The sequence below is a fragment of the Neobacillus canaveralius genome (genome assembly GCF_047237705.1).
In the GTDB taxonomy this organism is placed as follows: Bacteria; Bacillota; Bacilli; order Bacillales; family Cytobacillaceae; genus Neobacillus; species Neobacillus niacini_K.
Genome location: NZ_JBDFLL010000001.1, coordinates 5,316,759 through 5,338,457 on the forward strand (window position 1 = coordinate 5,316,759; position 21,699 = coordinate 5,338,457).

General features: G+C 37.8%; 19 protein-coding genes and 1 riboswitch. Of the genes, 5 read left to right on the top strand and 14 right to left on the bottom strand.

The features are described 5' to 3' along the window. Positions 1 to 189: 189 nt before the first annotated feature. Both ABC255_RS26080 and ABC255_RS26085 read right to left on the bottom strand, forming a co-directional pair. On the bottom strand, positions 190 to 1,779 hold the full coding sequence (locus tag ABC255_RS26080; protein ID WP_412998020.1) for a response regulator transcription factor: 1,590 nt from the start codon (positions 1,777 to 1,779) through the stop codon (positions 190 to 192). Then, a complete protein-coding gene (locus tag ABC255_RS26085; protein ID WP_412998022.1) occupies positions 1,776 to 3,557 on the bottom strand; it encodes a sensor histidine kinase in 1,782 nt (593 codons plus the stop codon). The genes ABC255_RS26080 and ABC255_RS26085 overlap by 4 nt, the downstream gene beginning before the upstream one ends. Positions 3,558 to 3,795: 238 nt before the next feature. Here ABC255_RS26085 and ABC255_RS26090 point away from each other — a divergent pair, with 238 nt between their 5' ends. The 4 genes from ABC255_RS26090 (at position 3,796) to ABC255_RS26105 (ending at position 7,799) form a co-directional block, all read left to right on the top strand. Beyond that, positions 3,796 to 4,764, top strand: coding sequence for a carbohydrate ABC transporter permease (locus ABC255_RS26090; RefSeq protein ID WP_412998024.1), 969 nt, complete (start codon positions 3,796 to 3,798; stop codon positions 4,762 to 4,764). Beyond that, entirely contained in the window at positions 4,764 to 5,591 is an 828-nt protein-coding gene (locus ABC255_RS26095; RefSeq protein ID WP_179602352.1) for a carbohydrate ABC transporter permease, read from the top strand. The genes ABC255_RS26090 and ABC255_RS26095 overlap by 1 nt, the downstream gene beginning before the upstream one ends. Positions 5,592 to 5,677: 86 nt before the next feature. After that, entirely contained in the window at positions 5,678 to 6,970 is a 1,293-nt protein-coding gene (locus ABC255_RS26100) for an ABC transporter substrate-binding protein (RefSeq protein WP_412998027.1), read from the top strand. Between the two features lie 73 nt (positions 6,971 to 7,043). Next, on the top strand, positions 7,044 to 7,799 hold the full coding sequence (locus ABC255_RS26105; RefSeq protein ID WP_412998641.1) for an SDR family oxidoreductase: 756 nt from the start codon (positions 7,044 to 7,046) through the stop codon (positions 7,797 to 7,799). Positions 7,800 to 8,254: 455 nt separating this feature from the next. Here ABC255_RS26105 and ABC255_RS26110 read toward each other — a convergent pair whose 3' ends face one another. The 6 genes from ABC255_RS26110 to ABC255_RS26135 all read right to left on the bottom strand — a co-directional run bounded on the left by ABC255_RS26110 (position 8,255) and on the right by ABC255_RS26135 (position 12,576). After that, positions 8,255 to 8,647, bottom strand: a complete 393-nt coding sequence (locus tag ABC255_RS26110; RefSeq protein WP_412998028.1) for a globin domain-containing protein — start codon at positions 8,645 to 8,647, stop codon at positions 8,255 to 8,257. Between the two features lie 88 nt (positions 8,648 to 8,735). Further along, positions 8,736 to 9,122, bottom strand: coding sequence for a VOC family protein (locus ABC255_RS26115; protein ID WP_412998030.1), 387 nt, complete (start codon positions 9,120 to 9,122; stop codon positions 8,736 to 8,738). A gap of 211 nt (positions 9,123 to 9,333) precedes the next feature. Then, positions 9,334 to 9,885, bottom strand: coding sequence for an ECF transporter S component (locus ABC255_RS26120; protein WP_412998032.1), 552 nt, complete (start codon positions 9,883 to 9,885; stop codon positions 9,334 to 9,336). 110 nt (positions 9,886 to 9,995) lie between these two features. Continuing rightward, the gene (locus ABC255_RS26125) at positions 9,996 to 10,838 is read right to left on the bottom strand and encodes an energy-coupling factor transporter transmembrane component T family protein (protein WP_412998034.1); all 843 of its coding nucleotides are present in this window, start codon (positions 10,836 to 10,838) and stop codon (positions 9,996 to 9,998) included. Next, positions 10,828 to 11,715, bottom strand: coding sequence for an energy-coupling factor transporter ATPase (locus ABC255_RS26130; protein WP_412998036.1), 888 nt, complete (start codon positions 11,713 to 11,715; stop codon positions 10,828 to 10,830). Before ABC255_RS26130 ends, ABC255_RS26125 begins: the two co-directional genes overlap by 11 nt. Continuing rightward, positions 11,716 to 12,576: an energy-coupling factor transporter ATPase gene (locus ABC255_RS26135; RefSeq protein WP_412998038.1), complete on the bottom strand. Its 861-nt coding sequence runs from the start codon at positions 12,574 to 12,576 to the stop codon at positions 11,716 to 11,718. It lies immediately after the preceding gene. A 281-nt stretch (positions 12,577 to 12,857) separates the two neighbouring features. Further along, a riboswitch (PreQ1 riboswitch) is annotated at positions 12,858 to 12,902 on the top strand. A gap of 8 nt (positions 12,903 to 12,910) precedes the next feature. On the opposite strand from ABC255_RS26135, the gene ABC255_RS26140 reads away from it, so the two are divergent. Beyond that, entirely contained in the window at positions 12,911 to 13,396 is a 486-nt protein-coding gene (locus ABC255_RS26140; protein ID WP_412998039.1) for a QueT transporter family protein, read from the top strand. A 51-nt stretch (positions 13,397 to 13,447) separates the two neighbouring features. Here ABC255_RS26140 and ABC255_RS26145 read toward each other — a convergent pair whose 3' ends face one another. The 6 genes from ABC255_RS26145 to ABC255_RS26170 all read right to left on the bottom strand — a co-directional run bounded on the left by ABC255_RS26145 (position 13,448) and on the right by ABC255_RS26170 (position 21,524). Next, positions 13,448 to 15,742 carry a glycoside hydrolase family 3 protein gene (locus ABC255_RS26145; RefSeq protein ID WP_412998041.1) on the bottom strand — a complete coding sequence of 765 codons (2,295 nt, stop codon included), beginning with the start codon at positions 15,740 to 15,742 and terminating at the stop codon, positions 13,448 to 13,450. A 213-nt stretch (positions 15,743 to 15,955) separates the two neighbouring features. Further along, complete coding sequence (locus ABC255_RS26150) at positions 15,956 to 16,726, bottom strand: response regulator transcription factor (RefSeq protein ID WP_412998043.1); 771 nt, start codon at positions 16,724 to 16,726, stop codon at positions 15,956 to 15,958. Then, on the bottom strand, positions 16,723 to 18,552 hold the full coding sequence (locus ABC255_RS26155; protein ID WP_412998045.1) for a sensor histidine kinase: 1,830 nt from the start codon (positions 18,550 to 18,552) through the stop codon (positions 16,723 to 16,725). The genes ABC255_RS26150 and ABC255_RS26155 overlap by 4 nt, the downstream gene beginning before the upstream one ends. A 98-nt stretch (positions 18,553 to 18,650) precedes the next feature. Next, a complete protein-coding gene (locus tag ABC255_RS26160) occupies positions 18,651 to 19,679 on the bottom strand; it encodes a TRAP transporter substrate-binding protein (protein WP_412998047.1) in 1,029 nt (342 codons plus the stop codon). A gap of 50 nt (positions 19,680 to 19,729) precedes the next feature. Continuing rightward, entirely contained in the window at positions 19,730 to 21,025 is a 1,296-nt protein-coding gene (locus tag ABC255_RS26165; RefSeq protein ID WP_412998049.1) for a TRAP transporter large permease, read from the bottom strand. A 1-nt stretch (position 21,026) separates the two neighbouring features. After that, positions 21,027 to 21,524, bottom strand: coding sequence for a TRAP transporter small permease (locus ABC255_RS26170; protein WP_335530525.1), 498 nt, complete (start codon positions 21,522 to 21,524; stop codon positions 21,027 to 21,029). Between the last annotated feature and the right edge of the window lie 175 nt (positions 21,525 to 21,699).

A 21,699-nucleotide genomic window follows, 5' to 3' on the forward strand; every position in this document is an offset into this window, starting at 1 on the left:
TTTTATGTTTGTTACTACAAATAAAATTGTACGGGGGAAATGTTTAGCGCTTATGTAGTTACCATTTAGACTTGGTTAAAGTCATGTAAATAAACATAGTGAAATATTCATATATTAATTTACAAAAAATTCATTCTTTTTCCTATTGAAAAAAAAATAAGCAGAGAAAGAGTAACCTAACTCTGCTTATCACTGTTTCACATTTTCTGCTCGATACTCATTCGGAGTAATACCCTCAACCTTTTTAAATACCTTTCGAAAATACTTGTCATCCTGATAGCCAATCATATTAGCAATCTCATAGATTTTTAACTGACTATTCTTCAGTAGTGATTTTGCCTTATCCATTCTGATTCTTACAATGTAATCGGAAATGTTCTCGTTAAATTCCTGTTTAAATTTCCTAGAGATATATTCTCTACTGATATAGAAATGATCTGAAATCTCCTGCAGCTTTACATCCCGGTCAAAATTTTCCTGTAGGTACTTTTCAATATCATTTATGATATTATTATTTTTTTTCAGTGTGCTTTTCTTTACCTTTTTCAAAAATACGGCAATTTCCCGCTTTTTTCTCTTTTTAAACTCTTCTAAGCTAAACGTGCCGTTTGAATCGAAAAATAAATCAACCCGTTCTTCAATATCTTCTGATGTCTTAAATGAAATATTGTAATGCTTAAACCATTTGTTGCTAATGACCATATACTCATTTTCTAAATTTATCACCTGTCTTACAGATAAATATTCCTTTTCTGTAATTTCCTTTTCAATTCGATCCATTAATTCTACAAAAGCCCTAATTTCTCCCGTTTGAATTGCCATTTCTATATCTGAAGAATATACAATCAAACTCTTTAATGAGGGAGCTGTCACTATATCCGACATATAGACTCTTCTTTCACTAGCTGTCAATATATTTCTATTTAATAAAACATTTCTGGCATGGTGATAAGAGACTATTAACTTGGAACTAGTATTTACAGGTTTCCCGGCAGCAATTGGACAAGAGATATCTAACATATTTTTTAGTGTCTTATAGATGCTGACTAAAATCCGTTCTACTAACTCGAACTTGTCCCAAAAGATCAGTACGATCTCACCCTTTTTAGATAAGTACCGAAAACCAATTCCACTGCTATTTTCCTTCATAATCTCATTAATAATATTCAAAATCATAAAGTAAGTTAAATCTCGATCTCCTTGAAACGCCTTCATTGTTTTTCCATTAACTCGGACTAAAGCTACCATATAATCACGAGACTGCTTTAACCAGCCGAATTCTTCGAATAGTTCTTTTTGCAAATAGTCACTATTCACTAGCTGTGTTAGTTTGCGATCTCGATAAACAGGCGCCATTTCATTAATGAGCAGTGAGCTAGTTTCTTTCCTCTGCCTTTCAGCTTCTTCTTTCCTCCATTCACCAACCGCCTTCTCCAAAGTTTGATTTAAAATCTCCGGTTCGATAGGCTTTAAGAGATAGTCTGTACTGCCGAAATGGATGGCTTTTCTCATATAATGATAATCATCGTAACCTGTCACCACAATCGTCTTACTGCTGGGCTGATTTTCTTTAATCCACTCTAAAAGCTGAGTTCCATCCATTTTTGGCATTTTCATATCAGAGAAAATGATCTCAGGACGGATGGTTTGAATAAGCTGAATAGCTTCTTCACCGTTTGCTGCCTCATATATTTCTCGTATTCCAACTTGTTCCCAATGTGCTAGTATCTTAATTCCATCTCGCACATGTTTTTCATCATCAACGATTAACGCCTTCATGAATGTTCCACCTCTTTCGGTATTACTGTTGGGATTTGGATGGTAACCGTAAAACCACCTTCTTCATTCCGGTTAACTGACAGGTTTGCCTGATTATGATAATAAATCTGCAATCGGTCATAAATATTTTTTAACCCTATCGCTTCTCTTTGCATGTCTGCTTTTGAATTGTTGGAAAATAGTTCCATGCGAATTTTTTCAAGTTGTTCATCGCTGGGACCCATTCCATTATCTTTTATACTAATTAAGATCATCTTGTCATTCTCGTGATATGCTTCAATTTGAATCCATGCTTTCTCTATCGACTGATCAAAGCCATGTTTAAAACAATTTTCAACCACGGGCTGTAAAATCATTTTTGGGAGTAGTATCGCTTTGACTTCTTCTTCAATATTCAGTTTAAATTCAAACTGCTCTTCAAACCGCTGTTTTTGTAATAATAAATATGATTTTACATGATTCAACTCGGACGTAAATGGAACAATATCATCCTTCATATTCATACTGTATCTCATAATCGTTGATAATGATGTCAGCAATGAATAAACCGGAACCGCATTTAATTTTAGTGCCAATGTACCAATAGACTGAAAGGCATTATAAAGGAAATGGGGATTAATTTGTGATTGCAATACACGGAGCTGCGATGCTTTATTTTCTATCTCCAATTTATATTCACTCTCTATCAACTCTTCTATTTTAGCAATCATTAATTTAAAATGCCTTCCCAACATACCAATTTCATCGGTACCTAATGATTCGAAATCAGCCTTGAATTCACCCTTCTCCACTTTTTTCATATTGCCGATTAACACTTTTATAGGAGCTGTCAGCTTAAAGGAAACAAACATGGTCCCCAGTAAAGCAAAGACAAGTGTAGCCAATCCAATCAAGATGTTAATGATAGCGGTTTCTCTGGCGCCTTTATAAAGGACATCATAAGGGATTCGTTTCACGATTGACCAGTCCTTGTACGAATCTGTAAATTTTTCATGGACGATGACACCAGAAAACTGCTCATCCTTCCACTCAAAACTTTTCCCTCCTTCCGGCTCCCTCTTCACTTGCTCAAACCACGTTTCTTTATTTTCCATTCCAATCTCATTTTCATTGGAAGAATAGATAATCATTCCCTTTTCATTCATTATATAGAGGTCTTCGTCGTCTTTCGTATATAATCGTTCGGAGATTGCACTGATTCTAGAAAGATTAATATCTATCGATAAAAAGCCCAAAACATCCGCTAACGGGACATCGCGAATCACATTATGAAAACTTAATACATTCACCTTCTGCGAATTAGGTATAACGGAAATATTGTTATAGCTATAAATCTCATGCGGAGGTTCAATAAGAGAATAGCCCTCAATGGCTGTTAACCGCCCATAGTAAGGGTGTGAAAATATATTTTCGTAAGTTGCCCTTCCGCTGATTCTAGAATGGTAGTTGGTGAAAGATTCCTTTTCTTCATGTATATAAAGGTGCATTTGTTCAATTTCGGGACGTGTATTAAATAAATAGGCAAGCACTCTGCGCACTTCTTCCTGATTAACAGCCAAGTTGGAGGAGACCCCATTCCGCATTACATTCATAAAAGGTGTATATCGATAAGGGACCGATGACATTTGTGCTACATCGTTCAAATAAACCGAGAGCTCTTCCTTGCCTTTAACAATCAAATTATGATTTGTTGAAACAGATTGTTCATTAAGTGACTTGGTCGTATAAAAATAAGTGACGGTAATCGCTGTCCCAAAAGGGAGAACGGTTACAAGCATTAAAAATATAATAAGCTTTTTCCGAATACCCCATCGCATATAATCCTGGTTAGTCTTGATTTATTCAAAAACTAACCTGTCCTCCCTTGCAGCATTTTTAGAACATTGTAGCACAACTTTAAGCAGCAATTAATAGTTCATTATTTTGACCTGTTCAATATTTTCCACCCTAGTGGTCAATGTAAGCCGTTTCATAATTTTCTACAATCACTAAAATAAGGTTATGGAGGTGCAGGGAATGAATAACGAAAGTAAGCTGGATACAGTTAAGGGGGCAGCCCTCACAAATCAGAAAGGCACGAAAGTTTCTCACTCTGTTTCTTTTCTGAATAAGAAGAAATGGAAAGACGCTGGATTATTTACCCTATTTGTCGGGCCAGTCCTATTAGCTTTTATCCTAATTGTTTTAATCCCCTTCTTTACCGGTATTTATTATGCATTTACCGATTGGAACGGTGTAACAGGATCCGTCAAATGGGTCGGACTAGATAATTTCAAATACTTATTTACAGAGGACAAGCAATTTCAACAGTCATTCATACTTACAACAAAATACACAGTTGTAGCCATCATCTTAACAAACCTAATTGGATTTGGATTAGCCTTATTGGTTGCTCAGAAGTTGAAAACAAAAAATGTCTTACGGACCGTTTTCTTCATGCCTAACTTAATCGGCGGATTAATCCTAGGATTTATCTGGCAGTTTATTTTTGTAAAAGGATTTGTTTCCATTGGTCAGTTAACTGGAATTCCTTTATTTGAGCTGGCATGGTTAGGAGATGCAAAGACTGCGTTTTGGGGAATCGTCATTGTCAGTGTTTGGCAGGGTGCAGGTTACATTATGATTATCTATATTGCTGCCCTGCAGAACGTACCGCAGGAATTAATTGAAGCAGCAAGAATTGATGGAGCGAATCGCTTTCAAGTTCTACGTCATATTACAATGCCGCTTGTTGCACCAGCCGTAACGATTTGTTTATTTTTAACAACCGCTTCATCCTTTAAAGTCTTTGATGCTAACCTGTCATTGACAAACGGCGGTCCATTTAAATCAACAGAAATGCTGGCGCTTAACATTTATACAGAAGCATTCGTTAATAACCGATATGGTATCGGTGAAGCAAAAGCATTAATTTTCTTCATTGTCGTAGCAGCGATTACCGTCCTTCAAGTTACGATTTCGAAGAAAAAGGAGGTTGAATCCTAATGGGCAACAGGTATACATGGAGAACATCTATTGTTGAAATCCTTGCGCTCCTGCTCGGTCTAGTCTTTTTAGTCCCATTCTATTATGTGATTTCAAACTCCTTGAAACCATTTGCAGAGATTCTAACCAACACATCGGCCCTGCCAAAAGTGTTGATGTTTGATAACTATGTTAACGCATTCGAAAAATTAAATTTTCTAACTGTATTTAAAAACTCGTTAATCATTACAATTGGCAGTAATATCGTTCTCGTTATCTTTTGTTCGATGGCTGCGTACATGTTAGTTCGAACCAAAAAGAAAATCAGCAATATCATTTTCATGACATTCGTGGCTGCGATGATCATTCCGTTCCAATCGCTCATGATTCCGCTTATTAAAACGGCTGGTAACTTGGGACTATTAAACAGTATGTGGGGACTTGTCTTCATGTACCTTGGTTTTGGATCAGGTATGACCATCTTCTTATATCACGGATTTATTAAAGGAATTCCTTTAGAGCTTGAAGAAGCAGCGATTATCGATGGCTGTACACGGTTTGGCGTATTCTGGAGAATTGTTTTTCCGCTCTTAAAACCAATTACAGTCACCATCGTCATCTTAAACAGCTTATGGATATGGAATGACTTCTTATTACCATCATTAGTGCTTCAAGATCCAGAATTAAGAACGATTCCATTGGCAACATTCTTCTTCTTTGGGCAGTATACAAAGCAATGGGATTTAGCACTTGCAGCATTAGTAATCGGTATTATTCCATTATTAATCTTCTTCTTCACTATGCAAAAACACATTATCCAAGGAATTACCAGCGGTTCTATCAAGTAATTTTTTAGGGGAACACATTCTGCTGTCTTACATACAGACAGCAGAGATTTAAAAATATATAATTATCATTTTAGGGGGAAAACCAAATGGCATTCAAAAAGTATTCATTGGCTGCAGGTGTACTATCCGCTTCACTTCTTTTAGGCGCATGTTCTAGCGACAGTACTTCTGGAGATAAAAAAAGCAGCGGTGGTAAGGACGATAAAGTAGTAGTTGATATCTTCCAAGGGAAAGTTGAAATTGCAGACCAATTGAAAGCGTTAACAGATGAATATACGAAACAGCATCCAGATGTTACCTTTAACATTGAAACTGTAGGCGGCGGTGCGGATGGTGCTGCAGCTCTTAAAGCAAAATTCGCCTCTAACCAAGCACCTGATATTTTTACAAATGGCGGTGACCAGGAAGCTCTAGTGTGGAAAGATAAATTTGAAAATTTATCTGATCAGCCTTGGATCAAGGATGCCTTTGAAGGTACTTTAGACGGAATGACCCTTGATGGTAAAGTATACGGTATGCCTTTTAATATGGAAGGTTACGGATTTGCCTACAATAAAAAATTATTTGAAAAAGCTGGAATTAAGGAACTTCCAACAACATTTTCTGAGTTAGAAGCAGCAGCGAAAAAGCTAGATGCTGCCGGCATTACACCATTCTCAATCGGTTATGCTGAATGGTGGGTATTAGCAAACCACGGCATGAACGTTCCGTTTGCTTATCAAGAAGATCCAGATGCTTTTATCAAAGGTCTAAATGAAGGCACAGCTAAAATTGAAGGCAATAAAGAATTCGATAATTACTTTAAGCTTTTAGATCTTACAATGAAATACGGCAACAAGAATCCTTTAACAACTGACTACAATACACAAGTAACATTATTTGCTACAGGTGAAGCAGCTATGATCCAGCAAGGTAACTGGATTCAGCCAATGCTTGATAAATTAGATCCAGACTTAGAAGTTGGTTTCATTCCGTTAGCACTTAGCGATGATCCGGCTCAATCTGATAAATTAATGATTGATGTTCCTAGTAACTGGGTTCTTTACAACAAAGCACCAGAAGCTGACAAAGAAGCAGCAAAAGATTTCTTAAATTGGATGGTTACATCTGAAGAAGGTAAAACAGCATTAACAAAGGAATTCAAGTACATTCCAGCCTTTAAAACGATTGACGCCAATCCTGAAGATATCGGTGCTCTAGGTGCGGACCTTCTTAAATATTCTAAAGAAGGCAAAGCATATCAATGGCAGTTCATGAAATATCCTGATGGAGCTGGCCAGGAATTTGGTGCAACTCTTCAAGCATATGTAGGCGGCCAAAAGTCTAAAGAAGAAGCTATGAAAGCACTTGACGAAACATGGGCTAAGTTGAAAAAATAATATTATAACTAAAGGCACATTAGAATTCACTTGTAATTCTAATGTGCTTTTTATAAATTATGGGGGGATTTTTATTTATAAACTAAATGGGAATGTTGCACTAATTACAGGTGTAAGTCATGAAAATGGAATTGGTGCCGCTATATGCAAAAAATTAGCCTCAGAAGGTGCAGATATTTTCTTTACCCATTTTGGTTCAAATGCTGATTGGGTAAAAACATTTGAGGACAACATTCGGGAATATGGCGTTCGTTGTGGCAACTTAGAAATTGATTTGGCTGATCCGGGCGCACCATTTAATGTATTGGAGGCCGTCACTGCTGAAATGGGTTTACCTGCTATTCTAGTAAATAATGCAGCTCATTCTACAAGAGATGGATATATGAATTTAGACGCAAAAACACTTGATGACCATTATGCAGTAAATATGAGAGCTACTTTTCTGTTATCTGTAGAATTTGCCCGTCGGTTTAGACACTCCCCAATGCCTGCTGGCAGAATCATTAACCTGACATCCGGACAAGCACTTGGTCCAATGCCTGGTGAATTAGCTTATGCGGCAACCAAGGGGGCTATATCTGCCTTTACCCTTTCCTTATCCGCAGAACTTGCTCCTCTTGGTATTACAGTTAATGCAGTAAACCCTGGACCGACGGATACTGGATGGATGAATGAAGAAATAAAGCAAGCGATCTTGCCTAAGTTTCCATTAGCGCGTGTTGGAATTCCTGAAGATGCAGCACGCCTCGTTGCATTCCTTGCCAGTGAAGAAGCAGAGTGGATTACAGGGCAGGTATTGAATTCTGAAGGGGGATTCCTAAGAGGCTGAGTCTGAATTTAAGTATAGAGTTTATATACTCGTTTTATCTTACCTGCCAAAATGGTTTCTTCACCTGCGGATTTCATTCGCTTACCTGCATAGTTCTTCTTTTACCTGCATTTTTGCCTTGTTTATCTGCCTAACAAATTCAACGTACCAAACTCAACATTGAAAAAGCCAGGTGCTGCCTGGCTCAGGTATTTAAAATTCCTATTTATAGGAATTACACTTGAAATTAGACCCAGATTCTGGATTCAAGTATGGATTTTAATTACCTTTTTTATCTTACCTGCCAAAATGATTCCTTTACCTGCGGATTTCATTCGCTTATCTGCATAATTCTCATTTTACCTGCATTTTTGAGTTGTTTATCTGCCTAACAAATTCAACGCACACAAAGTCAACACTCAAAATTTATTCGCAAAAAAAGGGTGTCCAAGTTTTGTGGACAACCCTTTGATCCTTTACTCTCTATCAGGACTATTAACCATAATCCCAGCAACTTGTGTTAACCGATCATAAAAAGCAAGCCCCGCTGGTTTATCATATAGTCCTATTTCCTGAAAGGCTTCCTTCATACAGCGAAGCCAGCATTGCGCTCTTCTTGGTGTAACCTCAAAAGGAAGATGACGGTGTCTCATCGCCGGTGGTCCGAATTCCTGACTGTAAAGCGCTGGACCACCTAGGAATTGCGGAAGAAACATGCTTTGCTTCCTCATAATTTCCTCCATGTCACCCTCAAACAACGGTCTTAATTCAGGATCCGCATATACACGCGGATAAAATGCTGCAACAAGTTTATCAATCGTTTCCTGCCCGCCAATTTCACTATAAAGAGACTTAAATTTATAATCCATGTCATACACCCCTTTTATTTATTACTGATTATAAAGATAAAAGCGATGAAATTTCGTGATTTACATCACATTTTAAAAATTCCTTCATTTAATTAGGGGCAACTATTTCTACTTTTATTCGGTCTGGATCTTCGAAAAAAACAGCATAATATTCTGATCCTCCAGCATATGGATGCTTCTCCCTGTATAAGATGGGAATTTCTTTCTTTATTAGTGTCTCGGTTATTTCATCGACCTGTTCTCTAGACCTTGCATGAAAGGCAAGAGGATTTAACCCTACTCTGCAACGGTGATAAGGAACATCCAAAAACCTCTCTTCAGCCTGAACAAACACGAGATAGGTTTCTTGATACTTCCAGCTAATCCCTAATTTCCATTTTTGATACTGTTCGTACCCAAGTTCAGTTAGCAGCCAACTCCAAAATTCAACACTTTTTTCAAGGTTTGAAACATATATCTCAACATGATGCAGCATAGTTTCCCTCATTTTCTGAATTCATCTCTTTTGTGAAACTGATTAGTACAAAAAGAACCTAGCTCTTATTATCTAATTTTCCCTTCACGTCCGCGCTTAAGAATCCGATTGTCGATGGATTGTTCAAAATTAACAAGCTTCACACCGTTCAACTCCCCAATTTTATCAAAAACCCATTGAAGTCTAAGCCTCAATGGGTTAATTTTTTATTTTATATATCTTCTGAAATCCTAGATTTTTTCCCTTTACCTATTTGCTTCCATGCCAAAACTACTGCTAGTGTCACAACCGTACCAACGACTGCTTCTGGAATACCGCTTGTTAGAGCAACCGTCCAAGCTACCTCTGCCCCCATGTAACCTCTAACTACTGCCATTGTTAATACTAGGGCCGTATTTGTAAGGGTCCCCAGGAAGGCTGCAGTCCCAATAGCCAGATACTCACTTTTCCTACGAATTCCTACATATACAAGCCATGCGACAACTCCAATAAAAATTCTAGGCAGGATTGCCACTAATGGATCTTTGAATAGTGGAACTGTAGCATTTAAGAAAGAGGACACACCAAAAATAATTCCGACAATCGCGCCTACAATCGGTCCCTGCATTATCCCCCCAATTATCGCAGGAATATGCATGATCGTTGCATTTCCAGCTGCGGTAGGGACGGGAATATATCCTAGCCGAGTTACACCTAAAAGAATCGCAACCGCACCTAGCACACCAGCAATAACAATATTTCGAATTGTTAATGTACCCTTCATTTCATTTCTCCTCCTCTACTTTTTCTAGGCTCTTTTCTGAAACTTTGTTGATTTCTTTAGTAAATCATGTCAGAATCCATCCTCTATTTCTTCTGACACTCTTACTTCTTCTAAAATGGAAACGGATAAAAAAGTAATAGTAACGATAATAATAACCCAATAATTAACACTAAATAATCACGCCCGATTGCCTTATAAACCGAATAGGCACTCCTTTCATTTCCAGGAGTATAGCAGCGAGATTCCATGGCCAAGATGAGATCCTCTGCTCGAGATAACGCGATATTAAATAAAGGAATAATAATCGGAAGCATGTCCTTCGTTCTTTGAATGATTCTCCACCATTCCCCCGACCCGAAATCTGCCCCTCTTGATGCCTGAGCCTTCATCATCTTCTCCATTTCAATCGCAAAGGTTGGCACAAAGCGTATCGCGATGGTAATTATCAAGGAAATTTCATGGACAGGAAATTTTACTTTTTTCAATGGACTTAATAGACTTTGGATGGCATGGGTTAATTCTGTTGTTGATGTGGATAGCGTTAATACGCTGCTTAATAAAATGATTTCCACAAAACGCACGGCCGAAACGATTACGAGTCGAATACTCTCACTAGTAATCAAGATAAACCCATATTCAATGAATACAGTACCACCAGAAAAAACATTGCCTTGAAAGATCAGCTGCAATACTGCCAATATAATAATAAAAGGAATAGCAGGTTTTATACCCGATAACCCATAACTGACTGGTATTTTGGAGACCCAGAATAAATAAATAGATAATAGCAGACCAAGCGCATTTCCTACATAACTAGTATTGAGGGCTATGGCTAAAACAAGAATCGTGAACAATAGCAGCTTTATTCTTGGGTCCAGCCGATGAATAAAAGAACCAGTCGGTACGTACTGACCAATCGTAATATTCCTAGACAGTTCAAATTCACTTGCCATGATTCTCCACCTCTCCCTTGGTAAGAACCTTTATGATTTCGTCAGCTGCCTCCGAAACCGTAAAAGCAGAAGTATCTACGTTGTATCCAAGGTCTTTGAGCCGGTACAGCGCCTGTACGGTTTCTGGTGTACCAATTTGGTGACGCTGCAATTTTTCCTTATCAGTAAAAATATCTTCCGGAGTACCTGATAACACGGCCTTGCCATTTGCCATTACATAAACTCTATCTGCTAAATAAGCGACTTCTTCCATATTGTGGGATACGAAAATGACGGTTAAGTTTTCAATTTTATTTAAGGATTTTATCTTATCCAACAACTCATTTCGAGACCTTGGATCAAGCCCAGCTGTAGGTTCATCAAGAACTAATATTTTTGGCTTTAACGCAAGGATACCAGCTAATGCAACTTTACGCTTCTGCCCGCCGCTTAAGGCAAACGTCTGGCGATCCTTCATTTCCTCAAAGTCTAAGCCGACCATGTCCATTGCCCATTTAACCCGTTCCCTGACTTCCTTCAAGGGTAATCCTAGTTTAAAAGGACCATAAGCGATATCATCACCAATTAATTTTTCAAATATTTGATCCTCCGGATTTTGAAAAACTAGTCCTACATTTCTCCTCAATGCTTTCAAATCAATACGCTTTTTCGATAAATCTACTCCATCAATGATGACCTTCCCTGAATCTGGCCGAATCAGCCCATTAAAATGCTGGATGAGGGTGGATTTCCCTGAGCCTGTGTGCCCAATAATGGCAATGCACTCCCCCTCATTGACCACCATGCTTGTCCCCTTTAAGGCTTTATGTTCCATAGGCGTTCCTTGCATATATGTATGTATTAGATTTTCTATTTCGATGATCTGCTTCCCTGGCATTTAGACCACCTCCCCACTCCTTGCTTTTGAAACTCTCTTTACTTCGTTAATCAGTTCATCTTCTTGGATTACCTCTTTGGAGAAAGTTGGAATTTGATGATGAACCATTTCAGCTATCTGACTCACAGCCGGAATATCTAATTGCAGTTCCATTAAAACCTCTTTATGTTTAAAAATATCACGAGGTTTTCCATCCATCACAATCTTCCCGTCTTCCACCACAATAATGCGGTCTGCTTCTGCAGCCTCAGACATACGATGGGTAACGGTAATAATAGTCATTCCCATTCTATTCATTTTCCTCATAACCTGAAGGACTTCATTTCTACCAAAGGTATCCAGCATACTGGTCGCCTCATCGAATACGATACACTCAGGCTGCATGGCAAGCACTCCAGCAATAGCAACTCTCTGTTTTTGCCCTCCTGATAAATGGTGCGGCGGCCTTTTCCGAAACTCAGACATTTTCACGACCTTTAAAGCCTCATCGATTCTTTGCTTCATTTCTTCCCTAGGGACGCCAATATTTTCTAACCCAAATGCCACGTCCTCTTCGACAATCGTCGCAACAATTTGATTATCAGGATGCTGAAAAACCATTCCAACACCTTTGCGGATATCCAGCTTCCTGCTGCCGTCCTTTGTATTGTGACCACGGACCCAAACATCTCCTGAGCCAGGTGTTAAGAGCCCATTTAAATGCTTAGATAATGTGGATTTCCCCGAACCATTATGTCCAATAATAGCCACATATTCACCTGGAAAAATGGAAAAAGAGACATCCTTAAGAACAGACACTTCATGGGTCTCATTGATTTTATATGAAAATGATACATTTTCTAAAGCAATAATTGGTTCCATTAGATCCCCCTCTCCTTCTATTTTATCAATATTCTGAATACTATCCAACCATAGTAAATGATTCACACAAATATAATAGCACGAAGACTTAAAAGGGGATATCCTGAAGTAATAATCTTTCTTTTTATATCGATTTATTGAATATCCTTTTTTAGTTATTAGAATGTTCGAAAGGGGAAATATTATCCATAATTAATGCATATAATATACCTTGCTGAAAGATTATCTCAGACTTTAAATTGACTAGCAATTACTTTTATACTACTATATTACTTTGTCAGTAAAACGTGGTTCGAGAACCTCCCACGTAAAAAAACTAAGGAGATAACTATATATGAAAATAAAAACACTTGTCGTAAATGCGATATTAGCAGCTTTATATATTGCTGTATCTGGCTTAATCGCTCCCTTTGGCTTTACGAATATTCAATTCCGTGTTTCAGAAATGTTTAATCATCTTGTTGTTTTCAATAAGAAGTATATATTCGGAATCATCGTTGGGGTGTTTTTGAGCAATCTATTCTTTTCACCGATGGTCGCCTATGACCTCGTCTTTGGTGTCGGTCAATCATTATTAGCCTTATCGATTACAATTGTATCTGCACGTTTCATTAAAGGAATTTGGGCTCGTATGATTGTAAATACCGTTGTCTTCACCTTTACTATGTTCTTGATTGCTTGGGAATTAAACCTTGCCTTCGAATTGCCATTCTTATTTACTTGGCTAACAGTGGCAATAGGAGAATTTGTTGTAATGGCTGTAGGTATGCCGATTATTTATTACATTAACAAGCGCGTTAATTTCGAAAAAATGGTATAAAAAGAGATGCTCAATACCAATGAGCATCTCTTTTTTATATCAACCTAATTCTTATTTTTTTGCATGAGCCGGCACTCCTGTTTCACCTGCATGGTCAGGCTTTCCTGTTTCACCCGCATGAGCAGGTACTTTCTGGTTGTAAGAAAGACCAAATCCGAATTCGTACTTGTCACCACTTTTATTCTTATAAGTGAAATGTTTATATTCTTCAGGAGCAAAGCTTGGAACATCCCCGACTTCTTTTTCTACTGCTTCCGCACTGGCTGGAATAGCGAATGGAAGCTTACCAACAGGATTGAATTCTCCAGTGATTACATCGAATACCGCCTCTTGAAGCGTTCCAAAAGTACCGATTAATGCTGCAGAATTTGGTTCAAGCTCGTTAATTAGCCATTGGTTAGTATAGTTTACCGCAGTAATGGTCGGAACAGCTTTTTGAATTTCAATGATTCGATCTAATTCAAGAATACCTGTTGTTTCATTAACATCAATACGTGGGTTGTTATCCCAGTTAGATTGCGTTGGTTTAATATATAAATATGCATGAGTTGCTTGATCAACACTATCTACTAACGTAATGTTAGGGAATTTTTCTTTGAGCATATTCTTTAAGTCTGCATTAAATGCAGCAGTTTGTTTTGCTGATTCTTCATTAATAGTTTTTTGGGGATTAGGATTATTTCTTCCTGGAGCAACCCCAATAAATCCTTCAACATAAAGCTTAACATTTTCTAACTTTTTTTCTGTTAACGGTAATAGTTTTTCACCTTTGGTTTTATCATTACGCATTAAAACGACTGACTTTTGATGCGCTTCATAGGCTAATGCTCTGTGTTCTTCATTGTTTGCAGCAGCAATGGCTTCTGTAGGATTTACATATGGGTCTTCAAATAGACCCAGAGTCATCATTTCTGATAGGGTATAAGTAATGGATTCGTTAACCTTTGATATATCTACTAAACCTTCGTTAACAGCCTGAATTACTAGCTCTGGTGTTGACCCACCTGAAATAATATTGGTTCCTGCATTTAATGCTTTGGCCACTTTTTGTACATTTGGAATTGGATTTCCATTTTCATCTACTAGGTAACCCCATGCACTGCCAGCTACAGCACCAGAGTCAGAGTTAATATATCCTTTGAAACCAAGACCTTCACGCAAGTAATCGATGATTCCTTTATTTAGAGTCATACCAACTTCTTCAAATTGCTGCGTTTCACTATATGGTTCTAACCCTTGATCAGCACTATCATTACTTGGATAAGCGTAATAAGGCATAACCGATGCTACACCAGCTTCAATCGCTTTCTGGAAAGGAGGAATATGATACTTCTCCAAACTTCCTTCAGTAGGATAAATGTTAAAGCTGCCGTTTGCAAAGTGAGGATCTTGCCCATCATCACGAGCTCCACCGCCAGGGAAGTGTTTAACTGTGATAGCTACACTGTCTGTACCAAGTTTTTCAGTTTGGAACCCTCTGATGATTTCATAATTCATGTCGCCAACTACTTTTGGATCTTCGCCAAATGTCTCCTCAATTCTTGCCCATAGTGGGTCTGTTGCAACGTCAGCCATGTATCCGTAAACTTTACGAATACCAGCAGCTCTCCATTCCTGGCGGGCAATTTCCGCAAATTCACCAACAGCTTCTACATCTCCAGCTGCTGCTAAACCTAATGTTCCTGGCCAGAAAGTATGTTGGTCTTGAGTGTTCGTAATATTTGTATAATCGGTTGAGGCAGAGTTTCTCGGATTTGAAGTAATAACCACTGGAATCCCTAGCTCTAGACCCTCTGCTAATTGCTGCATTTGATTATTATAATTGGCAACATCGCCTAAGTTTTGAGATAGACGGTAAATTACGTGGCGTAATTTCTTGTTAATAACAATACTAGCATTAGCCTCAGTTACAAATTTCCCATCTGCAGGATCAGCTACTGGAGTGTGAGTATTGATATACATCAATCCAGCTTTTTGCTCAAGACTCATTTTACTAATCAAATCTGCTACACGCTCTGAAACGGGCTTTCTCCAATCTTCATAACCATCTAAGCTTTTATTTCCATTTGCATCTCTAAAATATTTGCCACTGATTTCAAGAATTCTATCTTGAGTTGCTACTTCAATTTCTGGCTGGCCTTCAGCTTTTGCAACTTTAAAAGTTGTTATTGCACCTCGGCCAACATACGGAGTTGCTTCCCCTTCATCACCTGTGTACCCTTGGTCATCCGCAAATCCTGCCTGCGGTCCAATCACTGGCGCAACTAATGATAGAGTTAGTGCAGTTGCGAGGAGTTTTTTTCTTAGTTTTGAAGATTTTCTAATCTGCTTTGATAGTGAAGCCATTTTTTCTTCCCCCTTTTTTAATTGAATGCGTTTACAAAAACTAAGTTAGCGTATCTATGTATAATGATATAATTCAAAGCATCCTGCTAAATAGCGAGTTTTTTTAGGTATTTTTGTGATATTTTAATATTTTGAATTATTAGTCAATAATACCTATGACTTTCTTCCCTTTTTATAAAAAAAAGAATCAGAAATATACTTTCTGACTCTACCTTATCTTTTAATTAAATTACCATCACCGGTTTTGCTGTTGTTATTCCGATACTCTGATGGTGAACTTCCTACTATCTTCTTAAAATTGTTACTAAAGTAAGCTAAATCAGAATATCCCACTCTTTCGGCAATCTCTGACATTCTTAAGGTTGTATTTTGCAATAATCGCTTACTTTCTTCAATTCTTAGTTCCGTAATATAATCAACAAACTTTTTATTAAGCTGTTGTTTGAACAATTGACTGAGGTAACTGGGATTGATATGAATACTTTCTGCAGCTTCTTTTAAAGTGATTTGATCTAAAGGTGTTTTCTCTAAATATTCCAAGATTCGATCGATTGTTGATAAAGGAAGATTTTCATTCTCAGATAGCATCTGCTTACTCGTATTACTTTCATTGCTTTTTTTATTTAGCCATTTCTCTAGACAAACCTTTATTTCATTCTCCTCGATCGGTTTTAGCAGGTAATCCGTGACACCGCTTCGCATTGCCTGCTGAACAAACTGAAACTCATCATGGACAGAGATAACAATCACATCGTATTCCCCATTTAGACTATTAAGTTCCTTAACCAAAGCAAGACCGTCCATCACCGGCATTCGGATATCCGTTAAAATTAAGTCCACTTCATTCATCTTTATCCAATCTAATGCTTCTAATCCATTTTGGCATTCATGGATAACCTGCAAGGGAAGATGCAATTTATTTATCGTCCACTTAAGAGCGGTACGTACCCATCTCTCATCATCAACTAACAAGATCTTTTTCATTCAATCTCCCTTTCTTCTGTATTTTCCCTCATTGGCAGCTCCATCTCGACCACCGTGCCTGCTCCCAACTGACTTCTAACACTAAGTCCGAAACCTGCGCCAAACACATAATGAATCCTCTGTTGGACATTTAATAAGCCGATATGTTTCCCATCTGAGTTTGTCGATTTCTGTTCAAGCTTTCTAGTAAGTTCATCTAAAATGTGATCCGGAATTCCTACGCCTGTATCTCTTACTGCAATCATAAAAGAAGATTTAGAATGGGGAACGACTGCTATCGTAATTCTTAACTTTTGACAGCCTCGGCCGTTGGCATGAACAAAGCAATTTTCAACTATTGGCTGAAGTGAGAACTTTACTACCTGAAGCTCCATTGCCCATTCAGGAATATCCAACTCATACTCAAATCGATCTTCGAATCGAAACTTCTGAATCTGAAGATACGTCTTGCAAAACCTAATTTCTTCTCCAAGACTAACGGTGGAAGAATCATTTTTAAGATTATACCGAAGCAACTTCGCAAGGGAAAAGGACATAATTGCAATATTTTCCTGACCTTCTTCTAATGCCATCCCTCTAATGGTTTCAAGAGAGTTATATAAAAAGTGAGGGTTCATTTGAGACTGAAGCATTTTTATTTCAATCTCTTTCTGTTTAAGGGACATTTCTGTTTCTTTCAATTTGGAAACGTATACTTCTTCAAGTAAATCTGATAGTTTTTCAACCGTATGATTGAATCCAGCAGATAACTGTCCAATTTCATCGTTTGAATCCACTGGGACTCGACCGCTAAGGTTTCCAATTTCAACTTCCTTCATAAACCTCTTCAGGCGCCGAATCGGGCGGATCAGACTTGTTGCAAATCCAAATCCTATCGTGTAGGCAATCATTAACGAGATGATTATTGTCAAAACAATGGTTCTTCCGATTTGAATAATTCCTCCCGTTAAATCTTTATATGGTACGGCTGTAAAAAACCTCCATCCTATATTTGAGGAATAAGTATAAGTGACAAAATCCTCCCTCTCGTTCTGTAAAATTTGCGTGCTGCTTTCGTTATTTTCGAGTTGTAAGAGCTGGCTAAATTCTACTTTTTTTCCAAGCTTCGAATAATCAGGATGATAGACATAATGTCCTTTTGAATCCAAAATAAAGAAATATCCGTTCTTACTAATCGTTACTTTGTTGGAGATCTCCTCAATTCTTCTAAAATTTATGTCAATAACGAGCATTCCCACTGGCCGGAGAGTATCAGGGTTGTATAATCTCCTAACAAGAGAAATAACCGGCTGATCTTTATTTTTTAGTTTAAGGGTTCTAGTTACTAACATAGGCATCCCGTTCATAGGAACCGATGAATACCAATATTCTTCTTTTATTTTCGTAGAAGGATAGAAGTTATTTACCCCGAGGGTATCGATAACAATATCGTCATCTACTAAAACAGTGATGTTAGAAATATCTGCTCGAGAATACGCAGCATACTTAAGTGTGTCCCTGGCTGATACCACTATATGGTCACTTTTTTCATGTTTAAATAGGCTGGATAATTCCGGAGAGTTTATAATTTTTAAGCTTGTAATCTCAAATTCTTGAAAATAATATTCAATATGTGATTCTACTTGACCAATAACTTGGCCGCTATATTGCCGGAGCTCGTTTTCCAATTCAGCGGAGGATCGATGATAGGAGATAATTCCTACTGAAAGAACAGGCAAGATCACGAGAAAGCTAGAAAAAATGCAAAGCTTCACCATTAATGTTTGATTCTTTAAGAGAACATACTCTTTAATAAATTCTGCTATTTTTCCCCTATGCTGTTGCATTTTTTCACTTCCTATCTATTCTTACCTAAAATCAAAATAGAAAAGACCCAGCCGGGAATTGGTGAAACTTACCAGCTAGGCATTTTTATTGATTCGGATTATGGACGTGCTTTTTCTATTGCATCCATTACTTCTTTAAATTCTTTTGTATATTCTTCATTCATAGACTTTACAGCATTTGTCCAAGGTTTAAGATCCTTGACTTCAGTGAATGTAACACCTGCATCTTTTAATTTCTTTTCAGAACGTTCTTCATACTTATCCCACTCTGCTCTTTGTGTTTCAACAGAATCAAGAGCTGCTTGTTTAATAAGCTTTTGGTCTTCGGCGTCAAGCTTATCCCAAGCTACTTTACTAATTAAAAGAACTTCAGGGATACGTTGGTGATGGTCAAGTATCAGGTTTTTAGCCTCTTGATAATGGTTAGAAGAGTCTAAACTTGGCAGGTTATTTTCTGCTCCATCAATAATTCCAGTTTGAAGGGCACTGAATACTTCCCCATAAGGCATTGGAGTAGCACTTGCTCCTAATGCCGCCATGAAATCAATATTGATTTTACTTTGTTGTACACGAATCTTTTGTCCTTTTAAATCCTCTACACCTTTAAGTGGTTTAGTCGAGTAGAAACTACGTGATCCTGAATCATAAAAGGCAAGACCCTTCATCTTAGATTGCTCAAGTCCATCTAGTAATTTAGTTCCCATTTCTCCATTTAAGAAGTTCCAAAGGTGGTCTTCACTCTCAAATACATAAGGAAGTCCTAGTGGCGTAAACTGATTATTGAATTCAGCAAGTGGACTGGAATTGATTCGAGTAAACTCAATAGCCCCAAGCTGTACCTGTTCAAGTACTGATTTTTCATCGCCTAATTGCGCAGATGGATAGACTTCAATTTTGATACGGCCTTCTGATCTTTCCTCTACTAATTCAGCAAACTTTTTGTCACCAAGGACTGTCGGATAATCTGGCGGCTGATTGTCTGCTAAACGGAATGTATAGGATGGTTTTTCTTCTTCCTTGTTCCCTTCGCTCTTTGTATTAGTTGTTTCTTTCCCGCCGCATGCAGCAAGGATTGAGCCCATTAAAAGTGTTGCGGCTAAAATACCTGTAAACTTTTTACTGATCAAAATCTACACCCCTTTTAATTTTTTATATAATCTTCACCATTTTTCCCAGGCTACTCGACTAACATATTTGGCAGCCACATAACAACCTCTGGAATATAGGTGATAATTAACAGAACAACTAGTAAAGCATAGAAAAATGGCATCATCGCTTTCGTTGCTTGCTGGATCGAGACCTTTCCAATCGCCGCTCCAACAAATAAAACGGTTCCAACTGGCGGTGTTAATAAGCCAATACCTGCGTTTAAGATAAGTACAATCCCGAAATGGACAGGGTCCATCCCAAAACTTGTAACAACAGGAAGAAGAATAGGTGTCATAATCAAAATCATTGGAGCCATGTCCATTGGTGCACCTAGAAGAAGCAATAAGAGATTAATAATCAATAAAATAACGATTGGATTATCAGAAACACTTAAGAACAGGTCTGTCACCATAGCAGGGATTTGCAAATAGGCTAGTATCCAGCCAAAGGAGGCGGATGCAGCTATTAAGAAAAATACCATTGAAACCGTCCTCATTGTATTTGTGAGTATTTTCCAAATACTTGAGATTGGTGCTTCTCTATAAATGACAAATGCTAGAATAAAAGAATATAAGCATGCTAACGCACCTGACTCAGTGGCTGTAAACCAGCCACTCATGATTCCGCCTAGGATAATGACAGCTGGACTTAAGGATAAAAGACCGTGAAGGAGAATACCGCCGATTTGTGATTTGGGCACTGGGTCCGCTTTCTGATATCCTCTTTTTCTAGCAATAATATAGCCTGTTATCATAAGCGAAATTAACATAATGAATCCAGGTACAATACCTGCCATAAATAGACTGGCGATGGACACGCCCCCGGCTGCTAACGAGTAAAGAACCAAGTTATGACTCGGAGGTACAACTACACCTTGGATAGCAGATGCGATGGTAACACCAACAGCATAATCTGCTTCATATCCTTTCTTTTTCATCATTGGAATCATGACAGATCCGACTGATGAAACGTCTGCGACTGCAGACCCTGAGATGTTGCCAAAGAACAAGGCAGCCACACTATTTACCATTGCAAGTCCACCGCGTATTCTACCCACTAGTAAACTCGCAAAATTTACGATTCTTAATGCCAGTCCCCCTTCACTCATAATTTGTCCTGTCAGGATAAAGAATGGGATGGCTAGCAGGGAAAAGGAGTTCATTCCTTGAACCATTTGCTGTCCAATAACCGGAAGCGGAATTTTCATATAGATTACTGTTAGCAAGGACGATGCCACAAGCGTAAGAGCAATCGGAAACCGAAGCAGAACTAGAATAACAAAGCTTGAGAGTAAGATAATAATTCCGATTGTGTTTGTGTCCATTTTATAAACCCTCCTCCAAATCCTTATGTCTGGTTGTGTTAATATTGAAGAATTGCAGGAGCGAGTAACCGCAAATCATAACACCCGTAACTGGCATAGCCAAATATGTGATACTACTTGGAAGTTTTGTTGCTGGAAGAGTTGATTCTGCCGTCAACAATGTAAATTCCCACCCCTGAACTACCAGGTAAAAACCAAAAGCAAAAATAGAAGCACTAATGATTTTATCTAAGACTTTATTAAACGATTTAGGAAATAGGTTTGTGAAGGAATCAATACCTAAATGAATATATTCCCTAAAGCCTATTGCAATGGCCATAAAGGCAAACCAAGCAAGCAGGAGTAATGTAATTTCTTCGGACCAAAAGAATACAAAATTAAATAATTTCCGTGTCATAACTTGTGTTGTTACTACAAAAATCAACGCTACTAAAAATAGTAAAGTGAATTTTTCGAAAATAGAGTCAATAACTTTAAATAGCTTTTTGATATAATCCAAGTGAATCCCCCCTTCTCTTTGAAAACGTTTACTTCTTACTTAACATTTTACGAATCGAGGGGGTGATTTAAAATATTGTTTTTTTAGATAAATTTGTGATTTTTTTAGGTTTAGGGAAAATTCAGAAAACCCTTTCATTTATAATCAGAATTGAACAGTTATTGTTTGTTTAATA